The sequence below is a fragment of the Streptomyces sp. NBC_00341 genome (assembly GCF_041435055.1).
GTDB lineage: Bacteria > Actinomycetota > Actinomycetes > Streptomycetales > Streptomycetaceae > Streptomyces.
Window position 1 is genome coordinate 2,708,567 of record NZ_CP108002.1, and the last position, 21,120, is coordinate 2,729,686.

The 21,120-nt window shown below is 71.3% G+C and carries 18 protein-coding genes and 2 tRNA genes; 2 read left to right on the forward strand and 18 right to left on the reverse strand.

Annotated features, from left to right (window positions below; translation table 11 throughout):
• Positions 1–8: 8 nt before the first annotated feature.
• The 8 genes from OG892_RS12105 to OG892_RS12140 all read right to left on the reverse strand — a co-directional run bounded on the left by OG892_RS12105 (position 9) and on the right by OG892_RS12140 (position 11,115).
• Entirely contained in the window at positions 9–2,513 is a 2,505-nt protein-coding gene (locus tag OG892_RS12105) for a ComEC/Rec2 family competence protein (RefSeq protein ID WP_371629117.1), read from the reverse strand.
• Positions 2,510–3,325, reverse strand: a complete 816-nt coding sequence (locus tag OG892_RS12110) for a helix-hairpin-helix domain-containing protein (RefSeq protein ID WP_371629118.1) — start codon at positions 3,323–3,325, stop codon at positions 2,510–2,512. The genes OG892_RS12105 and OG892_RS12110 overlap by 4 nt, the downstream gene beginning before the upstream one ends.
• A gap of 558 nt (positions 3,326–3,883) precedes the next feature.
• Positions 3,884–4,729: a DegV family protein gene (locus tag OG892_RS12115; protein WP_073739067.1), complete on the reverse strand. Its 846-nt coding sequence runs from the start codon at positions 4,727–4,729 to the stop codon at positions 3,884–3,886.
• A 218-nt stretch (positions 4,730–4,947) separates the two neighbouring features.
• Positions 4,948–5,709 (reverse strand): hypothetical protein, encoded by a 762-nt coding sequence (locus OG892_RS12120; RefSeq protein WP_371629119.1) that lies wholly within the window; start codon positions 5,707–5,709, stop codon positions 4,948–4,950.
• A 147-nt stretch (positions 5,710–5,856) separates the two neighbouring features.
• Positions 5,857–8,730: a leucine--tRNA ligase gene (leuS, locus tag OG892_RS12125; RefSeq protein ID WP_328867105.1), complete on the reverse strand. Its 2,874-nt coding sequence runs from the start codon at positions 8,728–8,730 to the stop codon at positions 5,857–5,859.
• Between the two features lie 295 nt (positions 8,731–9,025).
• Positions 9,026–9,098 (reverse strand) — tRNA-Ala (locus tag OG892_RS12130).
• 111 nt (positions 9,099–9,209) lie between these two features.
• Positions 9,210–9,443, reverse strand: a complete 234-nt coding sequence (locus OG892_RS12135; RefSeq protein WP_073739064.1) for a hypothetical protein — start codon at positions 9,441–9,443, stop codon at positions 9,210–9,212.
• A gap of 178 nt (positions 9,444–9,621) precedes the next feature.
• Positions 9,622–11,115, reverse strand: coding sequence for an MFS transporter (locus OG892_RS12140; protein ID WP_371629120.1), 1,494 nt, complete (start codon positions 11,113–11,115; stop codon positions 9,622–9,624).
• A gap of 102 nt (positions 11,116–11,217) precedes the next feature.
• Here OG892_RS12140 and OG892_RS12145 point away from each other — a divergent pair, with 102 nt between their 5' ends.
• Entirely contained in the window at positions 11,218–12,102 is an 885-nt protein-coding gene (locus OG892_RS12145) for a helix-turn-helix transcriptional regulator (protein WP_073739063.1), read from the forward strand.
• A gap of 33 nt (positions 12,103–12,135) precedes the next feature.
• Here OG892_RS12145 and OG892_RS12150 read toward each other — a convergent pair.
• From OG892_RS12150 to OG892_RS12180, 7 genes are all read right to left on the reverse strand, one after another.
• Positions 12,136–12,208 (reverse strand) — tRNA-Ala (locus tag OG892_RS12150).
• 128 nt (positions 12,209–12,336) lie between these two features.
• Positions 12,337–12,990 (reverse strand): histidine phosphatase family protein, encoded by a 654-nt coding sequence (locus tag OG892_RS12155; protein WP_073739062.1) that lies wholly within the window; start codon positions 12,988–12,990, stop codon positions 12,337–12,339.
• The gene (gene rsfS, locus OG892_RS12160) at positions 12,987–13,418 is read right to left on the reverse strand and encodes a ribosome silencing factor (protein ID WP_024494266.1); all 432 of its coding nucleotides are present in this window, start codon (positions 13,416–13,418) and stop codon (positions 12,987–12,989) included. Before rsfS ends, OG892_RS12155 begins: the two co-directional genes overlap by 4 nt.
• A 175-nt stretch (positions 13,419–13,593) precedes the next feature.
• Positions 13,594–15,357, reverse strand: a complete 1,764-nt coding sequence (locus OG892_RS12165) for an LCP family protein (protein WP_371629121.1) — start codon at positions 15,355–15,357, stop codon at positions 13,594–13,596.
• A gap of 19 nt (positions 15,358–15,376) precedes the next feature.
• Complete coding sequence (gene nadD, locus OG892_RS12170; protein ID WP_073739060.1) at positions 15,377–15,994, reverse strand: nicotinate-nucleotide adenylyltransferase; 618 nt, start codon at positions 15,992–15,994, stop codon at positions 15,377–15,379.
• Positions 15,995–16,032: 38 nt separating this feature from the next.
• A complete protein-coding gene (locus tag OG892_RS12175) occupies positions 16,033–16,197 on the reverse strand; it encodes a hypothetical protein (RefSeq protein ID WP_024494263.1) in 165 nt (54 codons plus the stop codon).
• Positions 16,198–16,281: 84 nt separating this feature from the next.
• The gene (locus OG892_RS12180) at positions 16,282–16,443 is read right to left on the reverse strand and encodes a hypothetical protein (protein WP_199884546.1); all 162 of its coding nucleotides are present in this window, start codon (positions 16,441–16,443) and stop codon (positions 16,282–16,284) included.
• A gap of 110 nt (positions 16,444–16,553) precedes the next feature.
• On the opposite strand from OG892_RS12180, the gene OG892_RS12185 reads away from it, so the two are divergent.
• On the forward strand, positions 16,554–17,690 hold the full coding sequence (locus OG892_RS12185) for a M48 family metallopeptidase (protein WP_328867103.1): 1,137 nt from the start codon (positions 16,554–16,556) through the stop codon (positions 17,688–17,690).
• Here the strand turns inward: OG892_RS12185 and OG892_RS12190 are convergent.
• The 3 genes from OG892_RS12190 to OG892_RS12200 all read right to left on the reverse strand — a co-directional run bounded on the left by OG892_RS12190 (position 17,611) and on the right by OG892_RS12200 (position 21,045).
• A complete protein-coding gene (locus OG892_RS12190; RefSeq protein ID WP_328867102.1) occupies positions 17,611–18,741 on the reverse strand; it encodes a hypothetical protein in 1,131 nt (376 codons plus the stop codon). The two genes, OG892_RS12185 and OG892_RS12190, sit on opposite strands and share 80 nt — an antisense overlap.
• 334 nt (positions 18,742–19,075) lie before the next feature.
• Complete coding sequence (locus OG892_RS12195) at positions 19,076–19,696, reverse strand: hypothetical protein (RefSeq protein WP_073739057.1); 621 nt, start codon at positions 19,694–19,696, stop codon at positions 19,076–19,078.
• A 65-nt stretch (positions 19,697–19,761) separates the two neighbouring features.
• Complete coding sequence (locus tag OG892_RS12200; RefSeq protein WP_328867101.1) at positions 19,762–21,045, reverse strand: glutamate-5-semialdehyde dehydrogenase; 1,284 nt, start codon at positions 21,043–21,045, stop codon at positions 19,762–19,764.
• Positions 21,046–21,120: the final 75 nt, after the last annotated feature.

Genomic DNA, 21,120 nt, shown 5'->3' on the forward strand with positions numbered 1-21,120 from the left:
CGGTTCGGTCATGACCGGCCCACCGCCCGCAGCCCCGGCCCGGCACCCGTCACCGCGATCGCGCCGTCCCTGTCGGTGCGGAGCACCACCGCTCCCCCGGCCCTGAGCGTCTCGACCGTACCGGCGGCCGGATGCCCGTACGGGTTGTCCCGACCCACACTGACCAGGGCGAACCTCGGATGCACGGCCCGGAGCAGGGCGGCGTCCTGGTATGCGGAGCCGTGGTGGGCGACCTTGAGCACATCCACCCGCGGGAGGGCCGGGTAGCTGCGCAACAGTCGCTGCTGGGACGGGGGTTCGAGGTCACCGGGGAGCAGCAGGGTGAGCCCACCGGCCCGCACGAACAAGGTGACGCTGGCATCGTTCGGCCCCTGCGGCGGGGGCCCCGCCGCCCGACCCGCCGGGTCCACGGACGCACCGCCCACCGGCCACAGCACCTGCCAGTCGAGCGCGCCGATCCGGCGGCGCTCACCGGGGACGGTCCGCACCACGGAGACCCGGGCCGCCGCTGCCGTTCTCCTCACGAACGCGGCCTGCTCCGGCGGTTCGTCCAGGCTCGTCGTCTGGATCACGCCCACCGGTCTGCCCCGCAGAACACCGGGCAGACCCCGCACGTGGTCTGCGTGAAAATGAGTCAGCAGCAACAACGGGATGCGGGTGATCCCCAGGTCACGCAGGCACCGGTCCACGAGCCGGGGATCCGGTCCGGTGTCGACGACCACACCCGAGCCGGGCCCCGCCGCGAGCACCAGGGCATCGCCCTGGCCCACGTCGCACATCGCGAACGCCCACCCGGGCGGCGGCCACCCGGTCAGCACCCGGGTCAGCGGAACCGGGCGCACCACCGCGAGCACCAGGAGCAGCGCCGCGGCGCAACACACCCAGGGATGCCGTCCGACGCGCCGGGCGCACAGCACCACCAGCCCGGTCAGCGCGGCCAGCAGCAGCGCGCCCGTCCGCCCGTCGGGCCAGCCGATCTCCGCACCGGGCAGCGCCGCACCGGTCCGGGCAACCGAGGCGATCCACCCGGCCGGCCACCCCGCCACCCGGGCGAGCAGCTCGGCCACCGGCATGGCCACCGGAGCCAGGGCCAGCGCGGCGAACCCGAGCACCGTGGCGGGCGCGACCGCGAATTCGGCCAGCAGGTTGCACGGGATCGCCACCAGGCTCACCCGGGAGGCGAGCAGCACCACAACGGGCGAGCACACCGCCTGCGCCGCCGCCGCGGCAGCCAGCGCCTCGGCCAACCGGGGCGGTACCCGGCGCCGTTGGAGCGCGTCGCTCCACCGCGGGGCGATGGTCAGGAGCGCGCCGGTGGCCAGGACCGACAGGACGAATCCGTAACCGCGCGCCAGCCAGGGGTCGTAGAGCACCAGCAACAGGACGGCGGCGGCCAGCGCGGGGATCAGTGTCCTGCGCCGCCCGGTGCCGATGGCGAGCAGTGTGATCAGACCGCAGGCCGCGGCCCGCAGCACACTGGGTTCGGGCCGGCAGACGAGGACGAACGCGAGCGTGAGTCCGCCGCCGAGCAGGGCGGTCATCCGCAACGAGATCCCCAGCACGGGGGCCAGTCCTCGGCGTTCGGCCCGCAGCGCGCTGCCGGGCGGTCCGATGAGCAGGACCAGCAGGATCGCCAGGTTGGCACCCGAGACCGCCATCAGATGGGTGAGGTCGGTCGCCCTGAACGCGTCGTGCAGTTCCGGCGTGACCCGGGTGATGTCACCGACGACCAGTCCGGGCAGGAGCGCCCGCGCATCGGGGCCGAGCCCCTCGGTCGCGGTGCGCAGCCCGGCGCGCAGGCTGCCCGCCGTGCGCTGGACGAGTGTGGGCGGGCCGGTGACGCGGGGCGGGCCCTTGCCGGAGGGACGGAGAACCGCGACGGCCCGCTCCCCGGCGTGCAGCGGTGGCGCCAGCCGGCCGCTGACCTGTAATCGGGTGGAGGGCAGCAGCCGCTGCCACTGCTCCGCCGCACCGCCGGGTGTGACGATGACCAGCACCGGCGTGCGCAGCCGGGACGCCGAGCCGCTGGGCCCCGTCCGCAGCCGGGTGATCTCGGCGTCCAGGAGCAGGGCGGCGGGGGTGCTGTGGTCACCGCGTACCCGGGGAAAGGTCTGGCGGGCGTCGGAGGTGAGGGTGATCTCCGCCTCGATCCTCGCGAACTGCCGGGCCAGCGCGGGCACCGGCCCCTGTCGCACGTCGGCGCTGTGCAGCCCGGCCGACGCCGCCCCGGCGGCCGCGCAGAGGAGCACCGCCGCAGCCGCCGTCGCGTGCGGACGCCACCGCCCATCGCCCACCCGCCGGGATCCAGCCACGGCCAGGAGGACCATGGCCGCTCCGAGGCAGAGCACCACCCCCGCCGCCGCCCACCGGCCCGGCGCTCCCGCCGTCAGCGCGGCCGAGGCCCAGGCCGCCAGTGCCGGGGCAACCAGTCGCAGATCGGCCGGACCCTCCTGCCGGGGGTCGGCGTCCCCGAGCCGCCTGCCCGACGCCGCGTGGACGTCCGCGGCGCTCACGGTCGCACCAGGGGCTGGAGGTCGGCGAACCGGCGGTCACCGATCCCCGTGACCTCGTGGAGTTCGTCGACGGACCGGAAACCACCGTGCTCGGTGCGGTAGTCGACGATGTGCTGGGCGAGGACGGGCCCCACTCCGGGCAGGGTTTCGAGCTGATCGGCGGTCGCGCCACTGAGGCTCACCGGTCCAGTGGCGGGCCCCGTGGCCGTCGGCCCCGCGCCACCCCCGCCCGCACCGCCCGCACCGCCCGCACCGCCCGCGGCAACCGTGCCGGGCGGTGCGCCCACCAGGATCTGTTCCCCGTCCACGAGCACCCGGGCCCGGTTGAGGCCGTCGAGATCGACACCGGGCCGGACCCCGCCCGCCGCCTCCAGCGCGTCGGTGACCCGGGCGCCGGACGGCAGCCGGTGAATCCCGGGCCGCCGCACCTTCCCGCTCACATCCACCACGATCCGCCCGCCGGTGGTCCCCCCGACGGCGGGTGGCGGCCCGGGGGACGGCTCGGGCGCACCCGACCCGCCGGCCGCCGGGTCCGCGTCGGCCGGCGGCACAGCAACGTGCCCGGCCTGGCTGACGGAATCCGGGGCACGTACGCCTTCGGGGCGTGCGGACCAGAAGTGCATCCCGGCGAAGACAGCCGCCGCCACCAGGACAACGGCCAGCGCGGCGAGGGTCCTTGGCTCCAGCCCGCATCTGAGCTGCACCCACATCGGCAGCCTGTCCCGCAGCGCGGGAACCCACCGCGCCCGCCACCCCTCGCGTTCCGCCCGCGCCGACGGGCCGGCCGACGGCTCCGGGGCCGCAGCTTCCACTGCTTCCGCTTCCGCCACGGAAGCCCCGTCCGCCACGTCTACGACGCCCGCCGGAACCGGACCCACGTCTGCCGCAGGAACCGGACCCACGTCTGCCGCCGGAACCGGACTCGCGCCCGCCGCAGGAACCGGACCCGGCCCCGTGTCCACCGCATGCCGGGCCACCCGCCGCTCATACCCGCCCGCCATGAGCGCGTCCGCACGGGAGCGCGAGGCCGCCGCGGCGGCGGCGCGGTCCGGTGCGTGTCGTCGGCCGGGTCCGTAGCCCGCCCCGCTCCGGACAGCACGCCCGTCCGAGTCGGGAACGCGGCCCGGCCCGCTGCCGGGTCCGCCGCCTCGTCCGCCTGCCCTACCGAAGGGGCGGGTCCTGCCGAAGGGGCCGGTACGGCGGATTCCGCCGCTGGGTCCGCTGGGTCCGCTGGGTCCGCTGGTTGCACGATGTGATCGGGAAGCCATGCCTCACGACGTTAGGCACTTCCGCCGGAACCCGCTGACCTCGCCCAATTACGGTGGAAAACCTGCCCGTTGTGGATAACTCCACCACTCCGGACGGTGACATCAGCGCGGCGAGATCACAGCTCCCAGCAGCCCCGGACCGGTGTGCGCGCCGATCACCGCACCCACCTCGCTGACATGGAGATCGACCAGCCCGGGAACGCGCTCGGCCAGCCGCTCGGCCAGCCGCTCGGCCCGCTCCGGGGCCGCCAGGTGGTGCACCGCGATGTCCACCCGCCCGCTCCCCGCACGCTCGGCGACGATCTCCTCCAGCCGGGCGATGGCCTTCGAGGCCGTTCGCACCTTCTCCAGCAGTTCGATGCGTCCGCCGTCCAGCTGGAGCAGCGGCTTCACGGCCAGGGCCGAGCCGAGCAGCGCCTGTGCGGCACCGATCCTGCCACCGCGGCGCAGGTAGTCCAGGGTGTCGACGTAGAAGTACGCGGACGTGCCCGCCGCACGCTTCTCCGCGGCCACCACCACGTCGTCCAGGCTGCCGCCCCCGTCCGCGGCCTCCGCCGCCGCCAGGGCACAGAAGCCGAGGGCCATCGCGACCATCCCGGTGTCCACCACCCGCACCGGAACCGGCGCGTCCTTCGCCGCCAGGACGGCGGCGTCGTACGTGCCGGAGAACTCCCCGGACAGGTGCAGCGAGACGACGCCGCTCGCCCCGGCGTCGGCGGCCGCACGGTAGGTGGCGGCGAACACCTCCGGGCTGGGCCGGGACGTCGTCACGGGGCGGCGCTTCTGGAGCGCCAGCGCGAGGGAGCGGGCCGAGATCTCGGTGCCCTCCTCCAGCGCCTGGTCACCGAGGACGACGGTCAGCGGCACTGCGGTGATGCCATGCCGTTCCATCGCCTCGGGCGGCAGGTAGGCCGTTGAATCGGTGACGATCGCGACATGGCGGGACATGAGCGGGAGGTTACCTTCCGGCGTGGTGGCTCGGCAGTCCGACCCTGCCCGAATGATCAGTTCCGGTCGCTTCGAGCCGCATCCTGCCATGCCCGGTACCGTTCGGCGCGCCGGTCCAGCGCCGGTCCAGCGCCGGTCCAGCGCCGGTCAGCGCCGGTCAGCGCCGGGGCCCCGGCCGGCGCCGCGCCCGTATCCCGCCGCACAGGACGTTCGGTGCTTCAGTTCGTGGTCTCGGGCCGCGCCGACTTCTGCCACGGATAGGTGGTCCGCTGCCGCGGGTCCGCAGCCGTGATGGCCTCCGCGATCCCAGCGTCTCCCGGCTGTCCGTTGCCCTGCCCCTGCCCCTGCCCCTGCCACCGGGCATTCCCAGGGGCCCCGGGCGCTCCAGTCCGGTCCTGCACTCCCGGAACTCCCGGAACTCCCGGAACAGGCTCCTCCGTCGTCCAGTGCCGCAGCGCACCGGCCTCCACGTCAATCTGCTCGTTCAGCGTGGCCAGGTCGTCGTCGGCGAACTGGCGGGCCCGGTCACGCGCGGCCCAGCGCAGCGAATCCGCGGAGCGCGTGATCTCACCGGTGCGCTTCTTGAGGCCGGGCAGCAACGAGGACACCGTCTTCTTGTCGGGTTCCCGCTCCAGCCTCTTCAGCTCGTCGTCGAGCTCACGGCCGTGCACGCTCAGCCGCTGGAAGAGAGCCAGCGACTCGGACAGCGAGGCGTCCTCCGTCACGCCCGTCTGCAGGGCCTCCTGGGTGGCCCGCATCGAGGTGCGCAGCGAGAGGCGCAGTTGGGCCAGCTCCCCGACGACGCCCACCTGTCCGTAGCTCTTCGCCCGCAGCGTGGTGTCCTCCACGGCGCGACGCGCCTGCGTGATCGTCCGGTCCACCCCGCGGCTGGCCGCCCGGATGATCTTGACACTCACATAGATGCCCAGGGCCACGAACGCGACGACGAGCAGCCCCAGGATCAGGATCACGGCTTCCATGAGCGCCCCTCGGATGGTGTGACGGCTGCCGACACGTGTTTACCGGCCCCTCCACCGTAAACGGAACGGGCAGGCGGAGGGTTCCATCGGAACCCCCAACCTGCCCGTAGGGGAAAGCCCTCACACCGTCACGACGACGGCCGGCGGCTACGCAGGGACGATGTTCACCAGCTTCGGCGCCCGGACGATCACCTTGCGGATGCCCGCCCCGCCCAGCGCGGCGACGACGGCCGGGTCTGCCAGCGCCAGGCTCTCCAGCTCCGCGTCCGTGATCGACGGGGAGATCTCCAGGCGCGCCTTGACCTTGCCCTTGATCTGCACCACGCAGGTGACGGTCTCGTCGATGACGTACGCCGGGTCGGCCACCGGGAAGTCCTGGTGCACGACGGAGTCGGTGTGGCCCAGCCTGCGCCACAGCTCCTCGGCGATGTGCGGCGCCAGCGGCGCCACCAGCAGCACCAGCGGCTCCGCGACGGACCGCGGCAGCGGGCCGCCCGCCTTGGTCAGGTGGTTGTTCAGCTCGGTGACCTTGGCGATGGCCGTGTTGAAGCGCATCCCGGCCATGTCCCCGCCGACACCGTCGATCGCCTTGTGCAGGGCGCGCAGCGTGTCCTCGCCGGGCTCGCCGTCGACGACGGTGACCTCGCCGCTCTCCTCGTCCACGATGTTGCGCCACAGCCGCTGCAGCAGCCGGTACTGGCCGACGACCGCGCGGGTGTCCCAGGGGCGCGAGACGTCCAGCGGGCCCATGGCCATCTCGTACAGGCGCAGGGTGTCCGCGCCGTACTCGCCGCAGATCTCGTCGGGCGTCACGGCGTTCTTCAGGGACTTGCCCATCTTGCCCAGGACGCGGGAGACCTTCTCGCCCTCGTAGTAGTACGCCCCGTCGCGCTCCTCGACCTCGGCCGCCGGGACCGCGATGCCCCGGCTGTCCCGGTAGACGAACGCCTGGATCATGCCCTGGTTGTACAGCTTGTGGAACGGCTCGGAGGAGGAGACGTGGCCCAGGTCGTGCAGCACCTTGGACCAGAAGCGGGCGTACAGCAGGTGCAGTACGGCGTGCTCCGCGCCGCCGACGTACAGATCGACGCCACCGGTCGGCTGCCCCTCGCGCGGGCCCATCCAGTACTGCTCGATCGCCGGGTCGACCAGCTTGTCGCTGTTGTTCGGGTCCAGGTAGCGCAGCTCGTACCAGCAGGAACCGGCCCAGTTGGGCATGGTGTTGGTCTCGCGGCGGTACTTCTTCGGGCCGGCGCCGTCGCCCAGATCCAGCGTGACGTTGACCCAGTCGGCGTTGCGGGACAGCGGGGTCTCGGGCTGGGTGTCGGCGTCGTCCGGGTCGAAGGTGCGCGGCGAGTAGTCGTCGACCTCCGGCAGCTCCAGGGGCAGCATCGACTCGGGCAGCGGGTGGGCGATGCCGTCCTCGTCGTACACGATCGGGAAGGGCTCGCCCCAGTAGCGCTGACGGCTGAACAGCCAGTCGCGCAGCCGGAAGTTGACGGTGCCCTCACCGACACCGTGCTCCTTCAGCCACTCGGTGATCCGGATCTTGGCGTCGACGACGCCCAGGCCGTCCAGCGAGATCTCGTCGTTCGCGGAGTTGACCAGCTTGGCGTCGTACGAGCCGAAGGCGTCCTCCCACGTCGAGGCGTCCGTGCCGCGGTCGTCCGACGGCTGGACGACGCAGCGCATCGGCAGCTCGAAGGCGCGCGCGAAGGCGAAGTCGCGCGCGTCGTGCGCCGGTACGGCCATGATCGCGCCGGTGCCGTAGCCCATCAGCACGTAGTCGGCGATGAAGACGGGTACCTGCTGCCCGCTGACCGGGTTGGTCGCGTACGCGCCGGTGAAGACGCCGGTCTTGTCCTTGGCCTCGGCCTGCCGCTCCACGTCGGACTTGGCGGCGGCCTGCTTGCGGTACGCGGTGACGGCCTCGGCCGGGGAGGCGTGTCCCCCGGTCCAGACCGGGTGGGTGCCCTCGGGCCAGGCAGCCGGGATGATCCGCTCGACCAGCTCGTGCTCGGGCGCCAGCACCATGTAGGTGGCGCCGAACAGGGTGTCCTGTCGGGTGGTGAAGACGGTGATGTCACCGGCGCCGTCGACCGGGAAGTCGACGCGCGCACCCTCGGAGCGGCCGATCCAGTTGCGCTGCTGCAGCTTGATGGCCTCGGGCCAGTCCAGCCCGTCCAGGTCGTTCAGCAGCCGGTCGGCGTAGGCGGTGATGCGCATGTTCCACTGGCGCAGCTTGGCCTTGAAGACGGGGAAGTTGCCGCGCTCGGAGCGGCCGTCGGCGGTGACCTCCTCGTTGGCCAGGACGGTGCCCAGGCCCGGGGACCAGTTGACGGGCGCGTCGGAGGCATAGGCCAGGCGGTGACCGCTCAGCACGTCGGCGCGCTCGGCCGCGCTCAGCGCGCTCCAGTCGCGGCCGTCCGGGGTCGGGCGCTCACCGCTCTCGAACTGGGCGACCAGCTCGGCGATCGGCCGGGCGCGGTCGGCCTCCGCGTCGTACCAGGAGTTGAAGATCTGCAGGAAGATCCACTGGGTCCACTTGTAGTACTCGGACTCGATGGTGGCGAACGAGCGGCGCTTGTCGTGGCCCAGGCCCAGCCGGCGCAGCTGCGCCGTCATGTTCTCGATATTGGATTCGGTGGACAGCCGCGGGTGCGTGCCGGTCTGTACGGCGTACTGCTCCGCGGGCAGGCCGAATGCGTCGAAGCCCAGGGTGTGCAGGACGTTGTGGCCGGTCATCCGCTGGTGGCGGGCGAAGACATCGGTGGCGATATAGCCCAGCGGGTGGCCCACGTGCAGGCCCGCACCCGAGGGGTACGGGAACATGTCCATGATGAATTTCTTCGGCTTGGCGGCCAGCTCCGGATTGTCCGCCAGGTCGCCGGACGGATTGGGTGCCTCGTACGTGCCCTCGGCGTCCCAGAAGTCCTGCCAGCGTGCCTCGATGTCGGCGGCCATCGCTGCCGTGTAGCGGTGCGGCGCAGCAACGTCGGCTGCGGAATTCGTCTCGCTCATGATCCTCAAAGCTCCATCGATCGTCATCTGCCGGCGCCCACGTCTACGGACACGCGTCTACGGAAACGAAAAATCCCCTCGCACAGGAGGGGACGCCGCGCCGATGCCGACCAGGCATTCTCACCGGTCGGGAGTGATCAGCGCGGCTCGCTAAGCAGAAGGCGTACGGCACGCATGGCGTCAGGGTACCGCAATGGCCCGGCCGTGGTGGGCCGGGGCCCGCTCCCCGGCGTGACCCGGCACACACGAGCAGCGGGCCATCCGATTCGGATGGCCCGCTGCTCGATCTTCACTGTGGAGCTAAGGAGAATTGAACTCCTGACCTCCTGCATGCCATGCAGGCGCTCTACCAACTGAGCTATAGCCCCGCGCTGCGCCGCCCGGTCTCCCGTGGCGACATCGAGAACATTACCGGTCACCCCGGCCGTCCACCAAATCGTTTCCGGTACGCCCGGTTCCGGCTCTTCGGCGGGGCCCGGTCAGGCGGTGGCGAAGGAGTAGAAGCGCTTGAGCGTGCAGTGCTCCTCCAGCAGACGGCCGTAGATCGGCTCGCCCTCCAGCTCCCGGTAGGTCTCGATGGGGTCGCCCTTTATGACCAGTGCCCGCGCGCACTCCTCGCACCAGTACTGGAAATCCGGGTTGACCGGATCCATGTCCCTGACAATGGGCGTACCGCTGCCGCACCAGTCGCACTTCCGCCTGTGGGCACCCATGGGTCAGCTCCGGACCGTGGGGGGCGAACCGCCGGCGGGACAGCCGGCGCGTACGCGGGCCTCGGGAAGAGGGGGCAGGTCCGGGACCTCGTGGCGACTCGCAGACATCGCGCACTCCCTCCCGTTCGGTCCGTCGCCCCCTCCGGCGGTCCGATTCTGCCATGACCCCGCAAGGGGGTCAGCCCTGCCGGGATCCCGTCATCCGCCGACGCCGTACGAGACCCGCGAGCACACCCGCGACGGCAGCCCCCGACAGTGCGAGAGCACATACCCACAGCGCCTCTCCCGAACCCTGCGCCCCCGGCGTATCAAGGCGGTTGAGGTAGAGCGTGCCGAACCCCGCGACGCCGATCAGCTGGCCGAGCTGGGTGACGGTGACGAGTACGCCGCTCGCGTCGGCGGCGTCCTCCGGCCGTACGTTCGCCAGGGCACCCGTAAGAGTGGGGCTGAAGCCCAGCGCCATGCCCGCGCCGATGACGACGAAGGCCGCGTACAGGCCCGCACCACCGTCGCCGCCGTCGCGCAGCAGAAAGCCGAGCAGCACCGAACCGACGGCCGCGAGCACGAATCCGGCCGGGGCCAGGGCTCCCTGGAGCCGGGCCGGCCAGCGCCTCCAGGTCAGTCCGACCGCACCGAAGGTCACCGCGGTCGGCACGAACATCAGCCCGCTGCGCAACGCCGAATACCCCAGACCTCCCTGCACATGCAGCGTCATCACAAAGAGGAAGCCCGCGTTGACGCCCATCACCAACAGGACGCGCAGCGCCGCCCGCGCGATGCCGGGGACACGGAGCACCCCGGGTGCGATGAGCGGTGCGCCGCCGCGTGCGGCCAGCCGTGTCTCGTACGTAGCGAACCCGGCGAAGAAGACTGCGGAGGCGAGCAGGCAGATCCAGGTCCAGGCGGGCCAGCCCAGCTCCTGCCCGAGCACCAGCGGGACGGTCAACAGGACGACGGCCGAGGCGAGCATCAGCAGCCCCACCAGGTCGAGTCCGCGAGCCCGTGCCGCACGCCGCGCCCGTCCGGCACGCGGCTCACCCGGCAGCACGCGGACGCCGAGCACCAGCAGAACCAGCCCGATCGGCACGTTGACCAGGAAGACCGGCCGCCAGCCCGTCCCGAACAGATCGGCGCTGACCAGCACCCCGCCCACCACCTGTCCGGCGGCGGCTCCGGTGGCCAGCACCGCCGCGTAGGCGCCCAGCGCGCGCACCCGGGCCTCGCCGCTGAAGTGCCGCTGGATCAGGCTGAGCACCTGCGGGATCATCACCGCCGCACCGACCCCCTGGATCACCCTGAAGGTGATCAACTGGCCCGTTCCCGCGGCGAGTCCGCAGACGAGCGAGGCGACGGTGAACACGGCGAGGCCCGCCAGATGGGCGCGGCCGTGCCCGAAGACGCTGCCGAGCCGGGCACCGGTGATGAGCAGGACGGCGTAGGAGATGGTGTACCCGGCCACCACCAGCTGCAACCCGGCCCCGGAAGCGCCGAGTTCGGTGCGGATCGTCGGGGCGGCGACGTTGACGATGAAGATGTCGAGCAGCGCCATGAACTGGGCCGCCAGCACCAGGGCGAGGAGCCGTCCGGGCTGGCTGTCAGTGGTGGGGTCTTTACTGGGCAGGGAACGTGGAGTTGCCTCGGAAGTCGTGCCCGTGGCCGCGGTCGTGGTCATGACCTCAAGGCTGGTCCCAGTCGCATACGGGTAACGAGAGCCCGTTGATGCTGGTACTGGCAGCACCTGGCAACACCCGGCAGGAACACCGACGATGGGGGTGTGACGACGGTGACGGCACAACATCGGGCAGCACAGGAACGACAGGGCCGGCGCCCCGAGCTCGCCGACTTCCTGCGCAGCCGCCGGGCCAGGGTGACCCCGGCCGACGTGGGCATGGCGCCGGGGTTCCGGCGCCGTACTCCGGGCCTGCGCCGCGAGGAGGTCGCCCAGCTCTCCGGCGTCGGCGTCACCTGGTACACCTGGCTGGAGCAGGGCCGCCCGATCAACGCCTCCGCGCAGGTCCTGGACGCGGTGGCGCGCACCCTCCGGCTGGACGCGCCGGAGCGCGAGCACCTCTACCACTTGGCCGAGGTCGCGTGCATACCGGGCAGACAGGGCGACACGATCGAGGTCGGCCAAGAGGTCCAGGGCATCATCGACGCGCTCGATCCGCACCCGGCGGTCGTCTACAACACGCGGTACGACGTGCTGGCCACCAACCCCGCCTACCGGGATCTCTTCGGCGTACCCGAAATGATGGACACCGGGATCCGCAACGTGCTGTGGGCGCTGTTCACCGTGCCCGCGGAGGACTGCCCGATCGTCCACCGCACCCAGGAGCTGCCGCTCATGGTCGCGACCCTGCGGAGCGGCTACGGACGCCATACGGGCGAGCCCGCCTGGGAGACGCTCGTCGCGGCCCTCTCCGCGGCGAGCCCGTACTTCGCCCAGCTGTGGCGCAGCGGGGACGTCGCCCCGCCCGGCCCCCGGGTGAAGACCTTCCGGCACCACGCGGCGTCCGCCGAGATACGGATGACGTCGGTGTCGCTCTCCGTCAACGGGCTGCCGGAGTGCCGGATCGTCGCCTACACCCCGGCCGACCGGGAGAGCGAGCGGCAGATGACGGTGCTGCGCGGCCGCAGAAAAGAAGATCCCGCCCCCTGACGGGGACGGGATCTTCATCGTGGATCTTGATTGTGGAGCTAAGGAGAATTGAACTCCTGACCTCCTGCATGCCATGCAGGCGCTCTACCAACTGAGCTATAGCCCCGCTGTCCGCTGTGTTTCCCTGCGTTTCCGCGCTGCGAACAAGAAGAACTTTAGCCTGTGACCAGCCGGAAAGTGAAATCCGGCCGATGCCGCCCGAGGGCGCCGTCCGGGCACCACGTAGGCACCCGGTCAGTCGTCGTCGCCGAGCACCGGCTCGGGCAGCGTGCCCGCGTTGTGCTCCAGCAGACGCCAGCCGCGCGCGCCCTCGCCCAGCACCGACCAACAGCAGTTGGTCAGCCCGCCGAGCCCTTCCCAGTGGTGCGACTCCAGGCCCAGCAGCCGGCCGATGGTGGTCCGGATGGTGCCACCGTGGCTGACGACGACGAGCGTGCCGTCGTCCGGCAGCTTGTCGGCGTGCGCGAGCACCACGGGAGCGGCCCGGTCGGCGACCTCGGTCTCCAGCTCACCGCCGCCGCGCCGCACCGGCTCACCGCGCTTCCACGCCGCGTACTGCTCGCCGAACCGCCCCACGATCTCCTCGTGGGTGAGGCCCTGCCACGCGCCCGCGTAGGTCTCACGCAGACCGGGGTCGTGCGCGGTACCGAGACCGGTGATCGCGGCGAGCTCGGCGGCCGTGGCCGCCGCCCTGCGCAGGTCGGAGGCGACGATCGCGTCCGGCTTCAGCGAGGCGAGCAGCCGGGCGGCCCGACGGGCCTGCCCGACGCCCGTCTCGGTCAGCTCGATGTCCGTGGACCCCTGGAACCTGCGCTCCAGGTTCCACGCCGTCTGGCCGTGTCGCCAGAGGACGATCCTGCGGCCCCTGCCGCTTCCGCTGCCGTTCAGCTCTGGTCACCTTCCGTGCCACCGGTGAGCTGTGCGTGCTCCTCGGCCTTGCCGCGGGTCTTCACGGCGTCCTCGGGCAGAGCGATCTCGGGGCAGTCCTTCCAGAGGCGCTCCAGCGCGTAGAAAACGCGCTCCTCGCTGTGCTGGACGTGGATGACGATGTCGACGTAGTCGAGGAGGATCCAGCGGGCGTCGCGGTCACCCTCGCGGCGGACCGGCTTGACGCCGAGCTCCTTCTGGAGCTGCTCCTCGATCTCGTCGACGATCGACTTGACCTGGCGGTCGTTGGGGGCCGAGGCCAGCAGGAAGGCGTCCGTGATCGACAGCACATCGCTGACGTCGTACGCAATGATGTCGTGCGCGAGCCGGTCGGCGGCCGCCTGAGCGGCAGCGTTGATGAGCTCGATGGAGCGGTCCGTGGCGGTCACAAGCAGGCTTTCGTCGGCGGGCAGATCAACCTCTAGGGTCTCACGGACCGCCGACAGCCCACGCAGCCATTTTTCCGAAGAGCATCCCGGCGCCTGCGGCACGGGTCCCGGAACCACCGCGCGGCGGTTCCGGGACCCGTGCCGGCGGCGGCCGGCCGGCCGGGATCGGGCCCGGTCAGCCGACCTTGTAGTCCTGTCCGAGGACCACGGACACGTCCGCGTTCCCGGTCGGCTTGCCCTGCTTCACCGCGCTCGTCGGCAGATCGAGGGTCTTGGCGACCTGGGTCGCCTTCTCCTTGCCCGCGGCGTCCTTGTAGATGACCTCGGAGGAAGCCTCGGCGTCGGACTTGCCGCCGTTGACGAAGACGTAGCCGCCGTTGACCAGCTTGATCCGGGCGGACTCCGTGCCGCGGTCGCTGCCGGTGGCGTTCTTGATCGCGACCCGGACCGCCGCGTCAGCCGACGGGGCCTTGACCGTGCCGCCCAGGATGTCCTTGACGACGCTGTCCGTGGCCGAGTCGGTGAGGCTGCCGTTTTCCTGGACCGGCAGCAGCGCGGTCTTGTAGTCCCCGACCTTGGCGTGCTCCGCGAGCTTGGCCAGGGAGGCTCCGAGGTCCTTCTCGGGGAGCGAGGGGTCGAGGATCTGGGCCAGCGTCTGCACGGTGACGGTGGCGGCCTTCGGATCGTCCGAGATCTTCCGCAGCACTCCGCGCATGACCTGCCCGAACCGCATCAGTTGCTTGGCCTCGGCCTCGTCGGGGCCTCGGTAGGTGGCGTACGCGACGGCCATCGGGCCGCTGAGCGTCTGCGCCTTGCCCTTCTTCACCAGGGGCGAGGCGCCCTTCTTGGCGTCGGGCACATCGGTGTCGGTGTCGACGTCGATGTTCCCGACCAGGTCGACGAGGTTCTCCAGATACGGGGTGTCGAGCCGCCAGGTGCCGCTGATCTCGGTGCCGAGCAACGTGTCGATGGACTCACGTGTGCCGGTGGTGCCGTCGTCCTCGACCGATTTGCCGAGCGTGCTCGTGTTGCCGTCATCGTCGGAGACGGCGAGGGAGTTGGGGAGCAGGACCGTGGCTCCCTGCTTGGTGGTGACGTTGTCGACGAGCAGCGCCGTGGAGGTACCGCCGCCCTTGGTGTTGTGGAGATGGACCACGATGACGTCGCGCCGCTGCGGGCCGGTCGTCGCCGTCTCCTCCTTCTCCGAGCCGGAGAAACCGGGCAGCTTGTCCTCGGCCCACAGGTAGCCGACGCCGCCGACCACGACCAGGGCCACCACGAATATCAGCGCGACCATCCGGTTGTGGCCGCGCCGCCGCGCTTCCTCCCGGCGCTCGCTGCGGCTCTCGGTGAACTTGAGCCAGTCGATGACGTCTTCGGAGTCCTCGTCGGGCTCCTCGATGAAGGAGAACTGCTCGGTGCGGTAGTCACGGTCGCCGCGGCGCTGCCCCGGAACGGCCGCCTCCGGCTCGGCGTCCGGCGCCGGGTCGGGTTCCCTCGGCGGCGGAACAGGCGTGGCGGCGGGAGCGGGCGGCGCGCTCTGCTGCGGGACGTTCCACTGGGTGGTGTCGACCGCGGCGGGCTGCTGCCCGGTGTCGTAGCCGTAGCCGTCGTACCCGTATCCCTGCTGGGGGTGGGCCTGAGGGTGGGACTGGGGCTGCTGGGCGGCGTACGGGTCGTACTGCTGCTGCGACGGCGGCCCCGGCTGCTGCTGCTGCTGCTGTTGCTGCTGGGCGTACGGGTCGTAGCCGTAGCCCTGGTCCGTCTGGGGCGCCTGCGGGGGCTGTTGAGCCTGCTGTTGCTGCTGTGCCTGCTGCTGGCCGTACGGGTCGTACTGCTGCTGCACGGGCTGCTGATACACCGGCTGCCCGTACTCGTCGTAGCCGACGATCTGCGGCTGCTGGTAGTACGGGTCGTACGGATTCTGTCGGTCGTTCACCGGTGCCCCTCTCCGTGGCTCACTCGCCGCGGTAAAGCTGGCGCTTGTCGATGTAGCGGACCACGCCGTCCGGCACCAGGTACCAGACCGGATCGCCCGCGGCGACTCTCCCACGGCAGTCTGTGGAGGAGATGGCCAGCGCGGGAACCTCCACGAGAGAGACACCGCCCTCCGGCAGACCGTCGTCCGTGAGTACGTGCCCCGGCCGTGTCACACCGATGAAGTGGGACAGCGAGAACAACTCGTCGGCGTCCCGCCAGGTGAGGATCTGGGACAGCGCGTCGGCGCCGGTGATGAAGAAGAGGTCCGCGTCCCCGTGGACCGCGCGCAGGTCCCGCAGGGTGTCGATCGTGTACGTGGGGCCCTTGCGGTCGATATCGCTGCGGCTGACCGAGAACTGCGGGTTCGATGCCGTCGCGATGACCGTCATCAGATACCGGTCCTCGGCCGCGGACACATGCTTGTGGCTCTTCTGCCACGGCTGCCCGGTCGGGACGAAGACCACCTCGTCGAGGTGGAACTGGGCGGCCACTTCACTGGCCGCCACCAGGTGTCCATGATGAATCGGGTCAAAGGTCCCGCCCATCACGCCGATTCGGCGCTTTCCGGGGCCGGTAGGCACTTCCTGCTCTCCCATGCGTGCAGAGCCTACTGGCACAGCTGTACGCCTCGGCCTCAGCGGTCGCGGTTGAAGCGCGTGGTGATCCACAGAAGGAGGAGAAGCGCGACAAACGCGCCGCCACCGGTGAGGTACGGGCTGAGGCTTTCGTGATTGCCGCCGTGCTCGGCGCCCTCGGCGGCGACGGTGACCAGCTGGTGTGCGGTGCTCGTGAGGCTCATCTTCGGCAGGACCTATCGATCGGGAGTCGGAGGGAAGACGTCGCGGACATCGTATGCGGGAGGCCTGGGCACGCTCACGCCGACTCAGTCGTTGTCGTCTTTGTTGTCGTCGTTGCGGTATCCGCGCAGCAGGAACCAGGCCAGCAGCGCGGCTCCGACCAGCGAGCCGAGCAGCACGATGCGGAGTGTGTTGCCCGGTCCCTGCTCTTCGGATGCGGCGGCGAGCAGAGCAACGGTATGCGGCATGTCGGGCGTCTCCTCAGTTATCCACAGCCCCCCGCACACCGTAGCGCCAGCGCCTAGGCTGGGATTTATCAGGGGGCGAGCAACGTCTCGTACGAACAGGGGGCCTATTCATGACCGAAAGCAGTCACGAGAGTCACGAGAACGTGCCGAGCAGGCAGCGCAGGCGTTTCCCGGGAATCTCGTCCCGGGCGTACGAGCACCCGGCGGACCGTTCGGCCCTGGTCGCCCTGCGCAAGCTGACCGGTTTCGACACCGTCTTCAAGGCCCTGAGCGGGCTGCTGCCCGAGCGCAGTCTGCGACTGCTCTTCCTGTCGGACTCCGTCCGGGTGAGCGATGCCCAGTTCACCCATCTCAACAGCATGCTTCGGGACGCGTGTTACATCCTGGACCTGGAGAAGGTCCCGCCGATGTACGTGAACCAGGATCCCCAGCCCAACGCCATGTGCATCGGTCTCGACGAGCCGATCATCGTGGTGACGACAGGTCTGGTGGAGCTCCTCGACGAGGAGGAGATGCGGGCGGTCGTCGGCCACGAGGTGGGGCACGCCCTCTCCGGTCACTCCGTGTACCGCACGATCCTGCTCTTCCTCACCAACCTCGCCCTGAAGGTCGCCTGGATCCCGCTCGGCAACGTCGCGATCATGGCGATCGTGACGGCGCTGCGCGAGTGGTTCCGCAAGTCGGAGCTGTCCGCCGACCGGGCCGGGCTGCTGGTCGGCCAGGATCTGCGGGCCTCGATGCGCGGGCTCATGAAGATCGCCGGAGGCAACCACCTCCACGAGATGAACGTCGACGCGTTCCTCGCCCAGGCCGACGAGTACGAGAAGGGCGGCGACCTGCGCGACTCCGTGCTCAAGATCCTCAATGTGCTGCCCCGTTCGCACCCGTTCACCACGGTCCGGGCGGCCGAGCTGAAGAAGTGGTCGGAGACCCGCGACTACCAGCGGATCATGGACGGGCACTACCCGCGCCGGGACGAGGACAAGGACACCTCGGTCACGGACGCCTTCAGGGAATCCGCCTCGCACTACGCCGATTCGGTGCGCGGCAGCAAGGATCCGCTGATGAAGCTGGTCGGCGACATAGCGGGCGGCGCCGGCGATCTGGGCGGCAAGCTGCGGGACAAGTTCACCGGCCAGGGAGGCAGCGGGGGCGGCAAGGGCGGCGCTACGGACGGCTCGCAGGAGTCGACGAGCCCCGACGACCCTGAGCAGGGGCCCCAGGAGCCCGGGGCGGCGGGGAGCTGACCTCCAGCGTCCCGCACAGCCCCGCGGTGGGCCGGCCCGTGTCGTACGGGTCGGTGCCCGCCGGGCCCCGGGAGACCGCTCGCCGGCCGGCCAGCAGCGGCCGCAGCGCACCGCTGGTGTCGGCCGTGCAGGACTGCGGTCCGGCCTGGACGTAGCTGGTCCGCACCTCCAGCCGGCCCAGCCGCAGGTCCTCCCGGTCGAGCCGGAAGCGCAGCTCCCGCCGCACGGTGAAAAGCGACGCGCCATCGGCCTGCTGGGGCCCCGACACGGTCGGGCGGAGCGCGTAGGTGAAGGTGTGGTCGGACGCCACCTCCAGTGCGTCGGTCCCCACCTCGGCGTACCGCAGCGTGCCCCGGACGCGGACCTCGGAGGCAGGGGTGACCTCGGCCGGGTCGAACCGCACGAGCCAGCCCGTCGCGGCATGCTGCCCGTCGTCGTACGGCTCGGTCATGCTCCGCTCGAACTGGGCCGTCTGGTCGGGGTCGAGCAGTGATTCCACCGGCCGGACCGTGTTCCCGCCGAGGACGTCCGGGTCGAGCGAGGAGGCGACCAGGTAGTTCTTGACGGTGGCCAGGGCGGCGACCACCTGGCTCTCCGAGAAGTTGTCCGTCCGCCGGGCAACCGGCGGGCTGATGCCCTGGGCGCCCTTCGGGTAGTCGGCGGCGGGGCTGCTCTCGAACAGGCCGGCCGGTGTGCCGGGGGGCACGACGCCGCGCGGCGCCAGCGGAACGAAGATCATCCGCAGCGGCTCCGCCCGTCTGCCGAGGGGGGCCTGGTAGGGGTGGCGGAAACCCATGAAGACGGCCGTACCGAAGGCCAGGGCTATCAGGATGACCAGGGCGAGCGCTGCCCGGGAGCCGGTGCGCACGGCCCGGCCGGGCAGGCTCCGTACGGCACGGGCGTGCTCCCCCATCCGCTCCTGCGCGGAGAACTCCTGGAGCCGGGCGGCCCGGACGAAGGACTCGTCGAAGACGAGCGACCGGTACTCGTCCTCGCCGCCGCTCGCGCTGTTCTCCGCCGGGCCTTCGGGGGGATCTCCGTGGTCTGCCATGCCGTCTCCCGACTCCCACGTCGCCGACCGGAGGCCGGTGCGGTGCGCCCCCGCCCCGGCCGGACGGCCTGGGCGGGTCCTGCCCGTGATGCGGGAGCATGCGCGGGCAGGTGAGGAGCCCCCTCTTCGAGCAGGTGAGGGGTCATACCTTGAGAGTAGGTCGATTACGGCGAACGTAAACGCGGAGGCGGGCGGAGAACCACCGCGGGGATACCCGGGCAGGCGGGGCGGGCCGGGGTTGTGGGGCCGAGGGGACGGGGGTCCGCCAGGGGCTTCCCAGGGCTTCGCCAAGGGTGCTTCAGGGCTTCGCCAGGGCGTGCCGTCAGGGGTTTCGTCAGGGCGTGCGCGGGGCCATGGAGACCACCGGACGGAGGTAGCTGCCTGGCGCGGGCGGGACCATGGACGGAACCACAGAGGGGACCGCGGAGGGCGCCGGGGCACTGTCCACCCCGGTCGTGGCCGGTGGCGGGACCTGGTCCTGCCGGTCGCCCGAGGTGTTGCGGTAGACGGCGCTGAAGGCCAGCGCGATCATGCCGATGCCCATTACCAGGGCGAGCAGCCAGGCCACCGGACGGTGCCAGCGGGCCGCTCCCCGGTAGGGACGCAGAGCACCGCCGTGGCGCCCGTAGGGGCCGCCGTCGTAGTAGTCGTCGTCCACGCCGGGGCGGTCGTCGTAGGCGCTGCCTCGGCCGTAACCGGCGCCCGGCCCGTAGCCCTCGTCGTACAGCTCGTCGTCCAGCGGCCCGCCGCCGGAGCGGGCCCGGAAGGCCTCCGCGTCGGCGCGTGCCTCTGCGGCCGCCGACATCCGCTCGACAGCGGTCGGTTCATGGAAGGCGGCGGCCTGTACGAAGTCCTCGTCGAACACCACGGAGGCGAAGTTCTCGTCCGCGCCCCCGCGGTCGTCGTCGGGCTCCCAGCCGTTCGGGAACGGCCTGCCCCCCACGTCGTCCGGCACGGCTTCAGCCTAGCCCCGGCGGGTCGTTCTGTGCAGGGAGACCGCACATCCGGCGCATCCCGAGCTCACCTCACATGGCCGTCGCCGGTCACGATGTACTTCGTCGAGGTCAGCTCCGGCAGCCCCATCGGGCCCCTGGCGTGCAGCTTCTGGGTGGAGATTCCGATCTCGGCGCCGAAGCCGAACTGGCCGCCGTCGGTGAAGCGCGTCGAGGCGTTCACGGTCACCGTCGTCGAATCCACCAACTGGGTGAAACGGCGGGCCGCGGCCTGTGAGGTGGTCACGATCGCCTCGGTGTGGCCGGACGACCAGAGCCGGATGTGTGCCACGGCCGCGTCCAGCGACTCCACGACGGCGGCCGCGATGTCGTACGAGAGGTACTCGGTCTCCCAGTCCTCCGGCGTCGCCGTCACCATGGTGGCCTTGGACCCCTCGGCGTACTCCATGACCCGCTCGTCACCGTGCACGGTCACACCGGCCTCGGCCAGGGCGTCCAGGGCCCTCGGCAGGAAGGCCCCGGCGATGTCCTTGTGGACCAGGAGCGTCTCGGCGGCGTTGCAGACGCTCGGGCGCTGCGCCTTGGAGTTGACCAGGATGTCGACGGCCATGTCGAGGTCGGTCTGCGCGTCCACGTACACATGGCAGTTGCCGGTACCGGTCTCGATCACCGGGACGGTGGATTCCTCGACGACGGTGCGGATCAGGGAGGCGCCGCCGCGCGGGATGAGGACGTCGACCAGGCCGCGCGCCCGCATCAGTTCGCGTACCGAATCGCGGTTCTCGCCCGGCACCAGCTGGATGGCGTCGGCCGGCAGTCCGGAGCCGCCGACCGCGTCACGCAGGACCCGGACCAGCGCCTTGTTGGACGCGTGGGCGGAGGACGAACCGCGCAGCAGGACCGCGTTGCCCGACTTCAGACAGAGCGCCGCGGCGTCCACCGTCACATTGGGCCGGGCCTCGTAGATGATCCCGACGACGCCGAGCGGCACCCGGACCTGGCGCAGGTCGATGCCGTTGGGCAGCGTCGAGCCGCGCACCACCTCACCGACCGGATCGGGCAGTGCAGCCACGTCCCGCACGTCGGCGGCGATGGCGCGGATCCGCTCGGGGGTGAGGGTCAGCCGGTCGACGACCGACTCGCTGGTGCCGGCCTCACGGGCGCGCGTCACGTCCTCGGCGTTGGCCGCGATGATGTCGCTCGTCCGTACCTCGAGCGCGTCCGCGATCGCCAGCAGCGCGTCGTCCTTCGCCGCGCGCGGAAGCGGCGCGATATCGGCGGCGGCGGAGCGTGCACGGTAGGCGGCCTGGGCGACCGGGGACATGTTGTCGTACGGCGAAAGCGTGGTCATGCCCGCAGAGTAGTGCGCACACTGCGGGCATCCGTCGCGTATCCCGTGATGCGAGACGGCCGCCGCCCGCCGCGG

Bases quoted from the DNA above. Each gene is read 5' to 3' on its own strand.
- OG892_RS12185 (WP_328867103.1), top strand. From the start codon at position 16,554: ATGACCGAAAGCAGTCACGAGAGTCACGAGAACGTGCCGAGCAGGCAG.
- OG892_RS12135 (WP_073739064.1), bottom strand. From the start codon at position 9,443: ATGGGTGCCCACAGGCGGAAGTGCGACTGGTGCGGCAGCGGTACGCCC.
- OG892_RS12175 (WP_024494263.1), bottom strand. From the start codon at position 16,197: ATGAGCCTCACGAGCACCGCACACCAGCTGGTCACCGTCGCCGCCGAG.
- nadD (WP_073739060.1), bottom strand. From the start codon at position 15,994: ATGGGAGAGCAGGAAGTGCCTACCGGCCCCGGAAAGCGCCGAATCGGC.
- OG892_RS12180 (WP_199884546.1), bottom strand. From the start codon at position 16,443: ATGCCGCATACCGTTGCTCTGCTCGCCGCCGCATCCGAAGAGCAGGGA.
- OG892_RS12190 (WP_328867102.1), bottom strand. From the start codon at position 18,741: ATGGCAGACCACGGAGATCCCCCCGAAGGCCCGGCGGAGAACAGCGCG.
- OG892_RS12115 (WP_073739067.1), bottom strand. From the start codon at position 4,729: ATGTCCCGCCATGTCGCGATCGTCACCGATTCAACGGCCTACCTGCCG.
- leuS (WP_328867105.1), bottom strand. From the start codon at position 8,730: ATGAGCGAGACGAATTCCGCAGCCGACGTTGCTGCGCCGCACCGCTAC.
- OG892_RS12200 (WP_328867101.1), bottom strand. From the start codon at position 21,045: ATGACCACGCTTTCGCCGTACGACAACATGTCCCCGGTCGCCCAGGCC.
- OG892_RS12140 (WP_371629120.1), bottom strand. From the start codon at position 11,115: ATGACCACGACCGCGGCCACGGGCACGACTTCCGAGGCAACTCCACGT.
- OG892_RS12120 (WP_371629119.1), bottom strand. From the start codon at position 5,709: ATGGAAGCCGTGATCCTGATCCTGGGGCTGCTCGTCGTCGCGTTCGTG.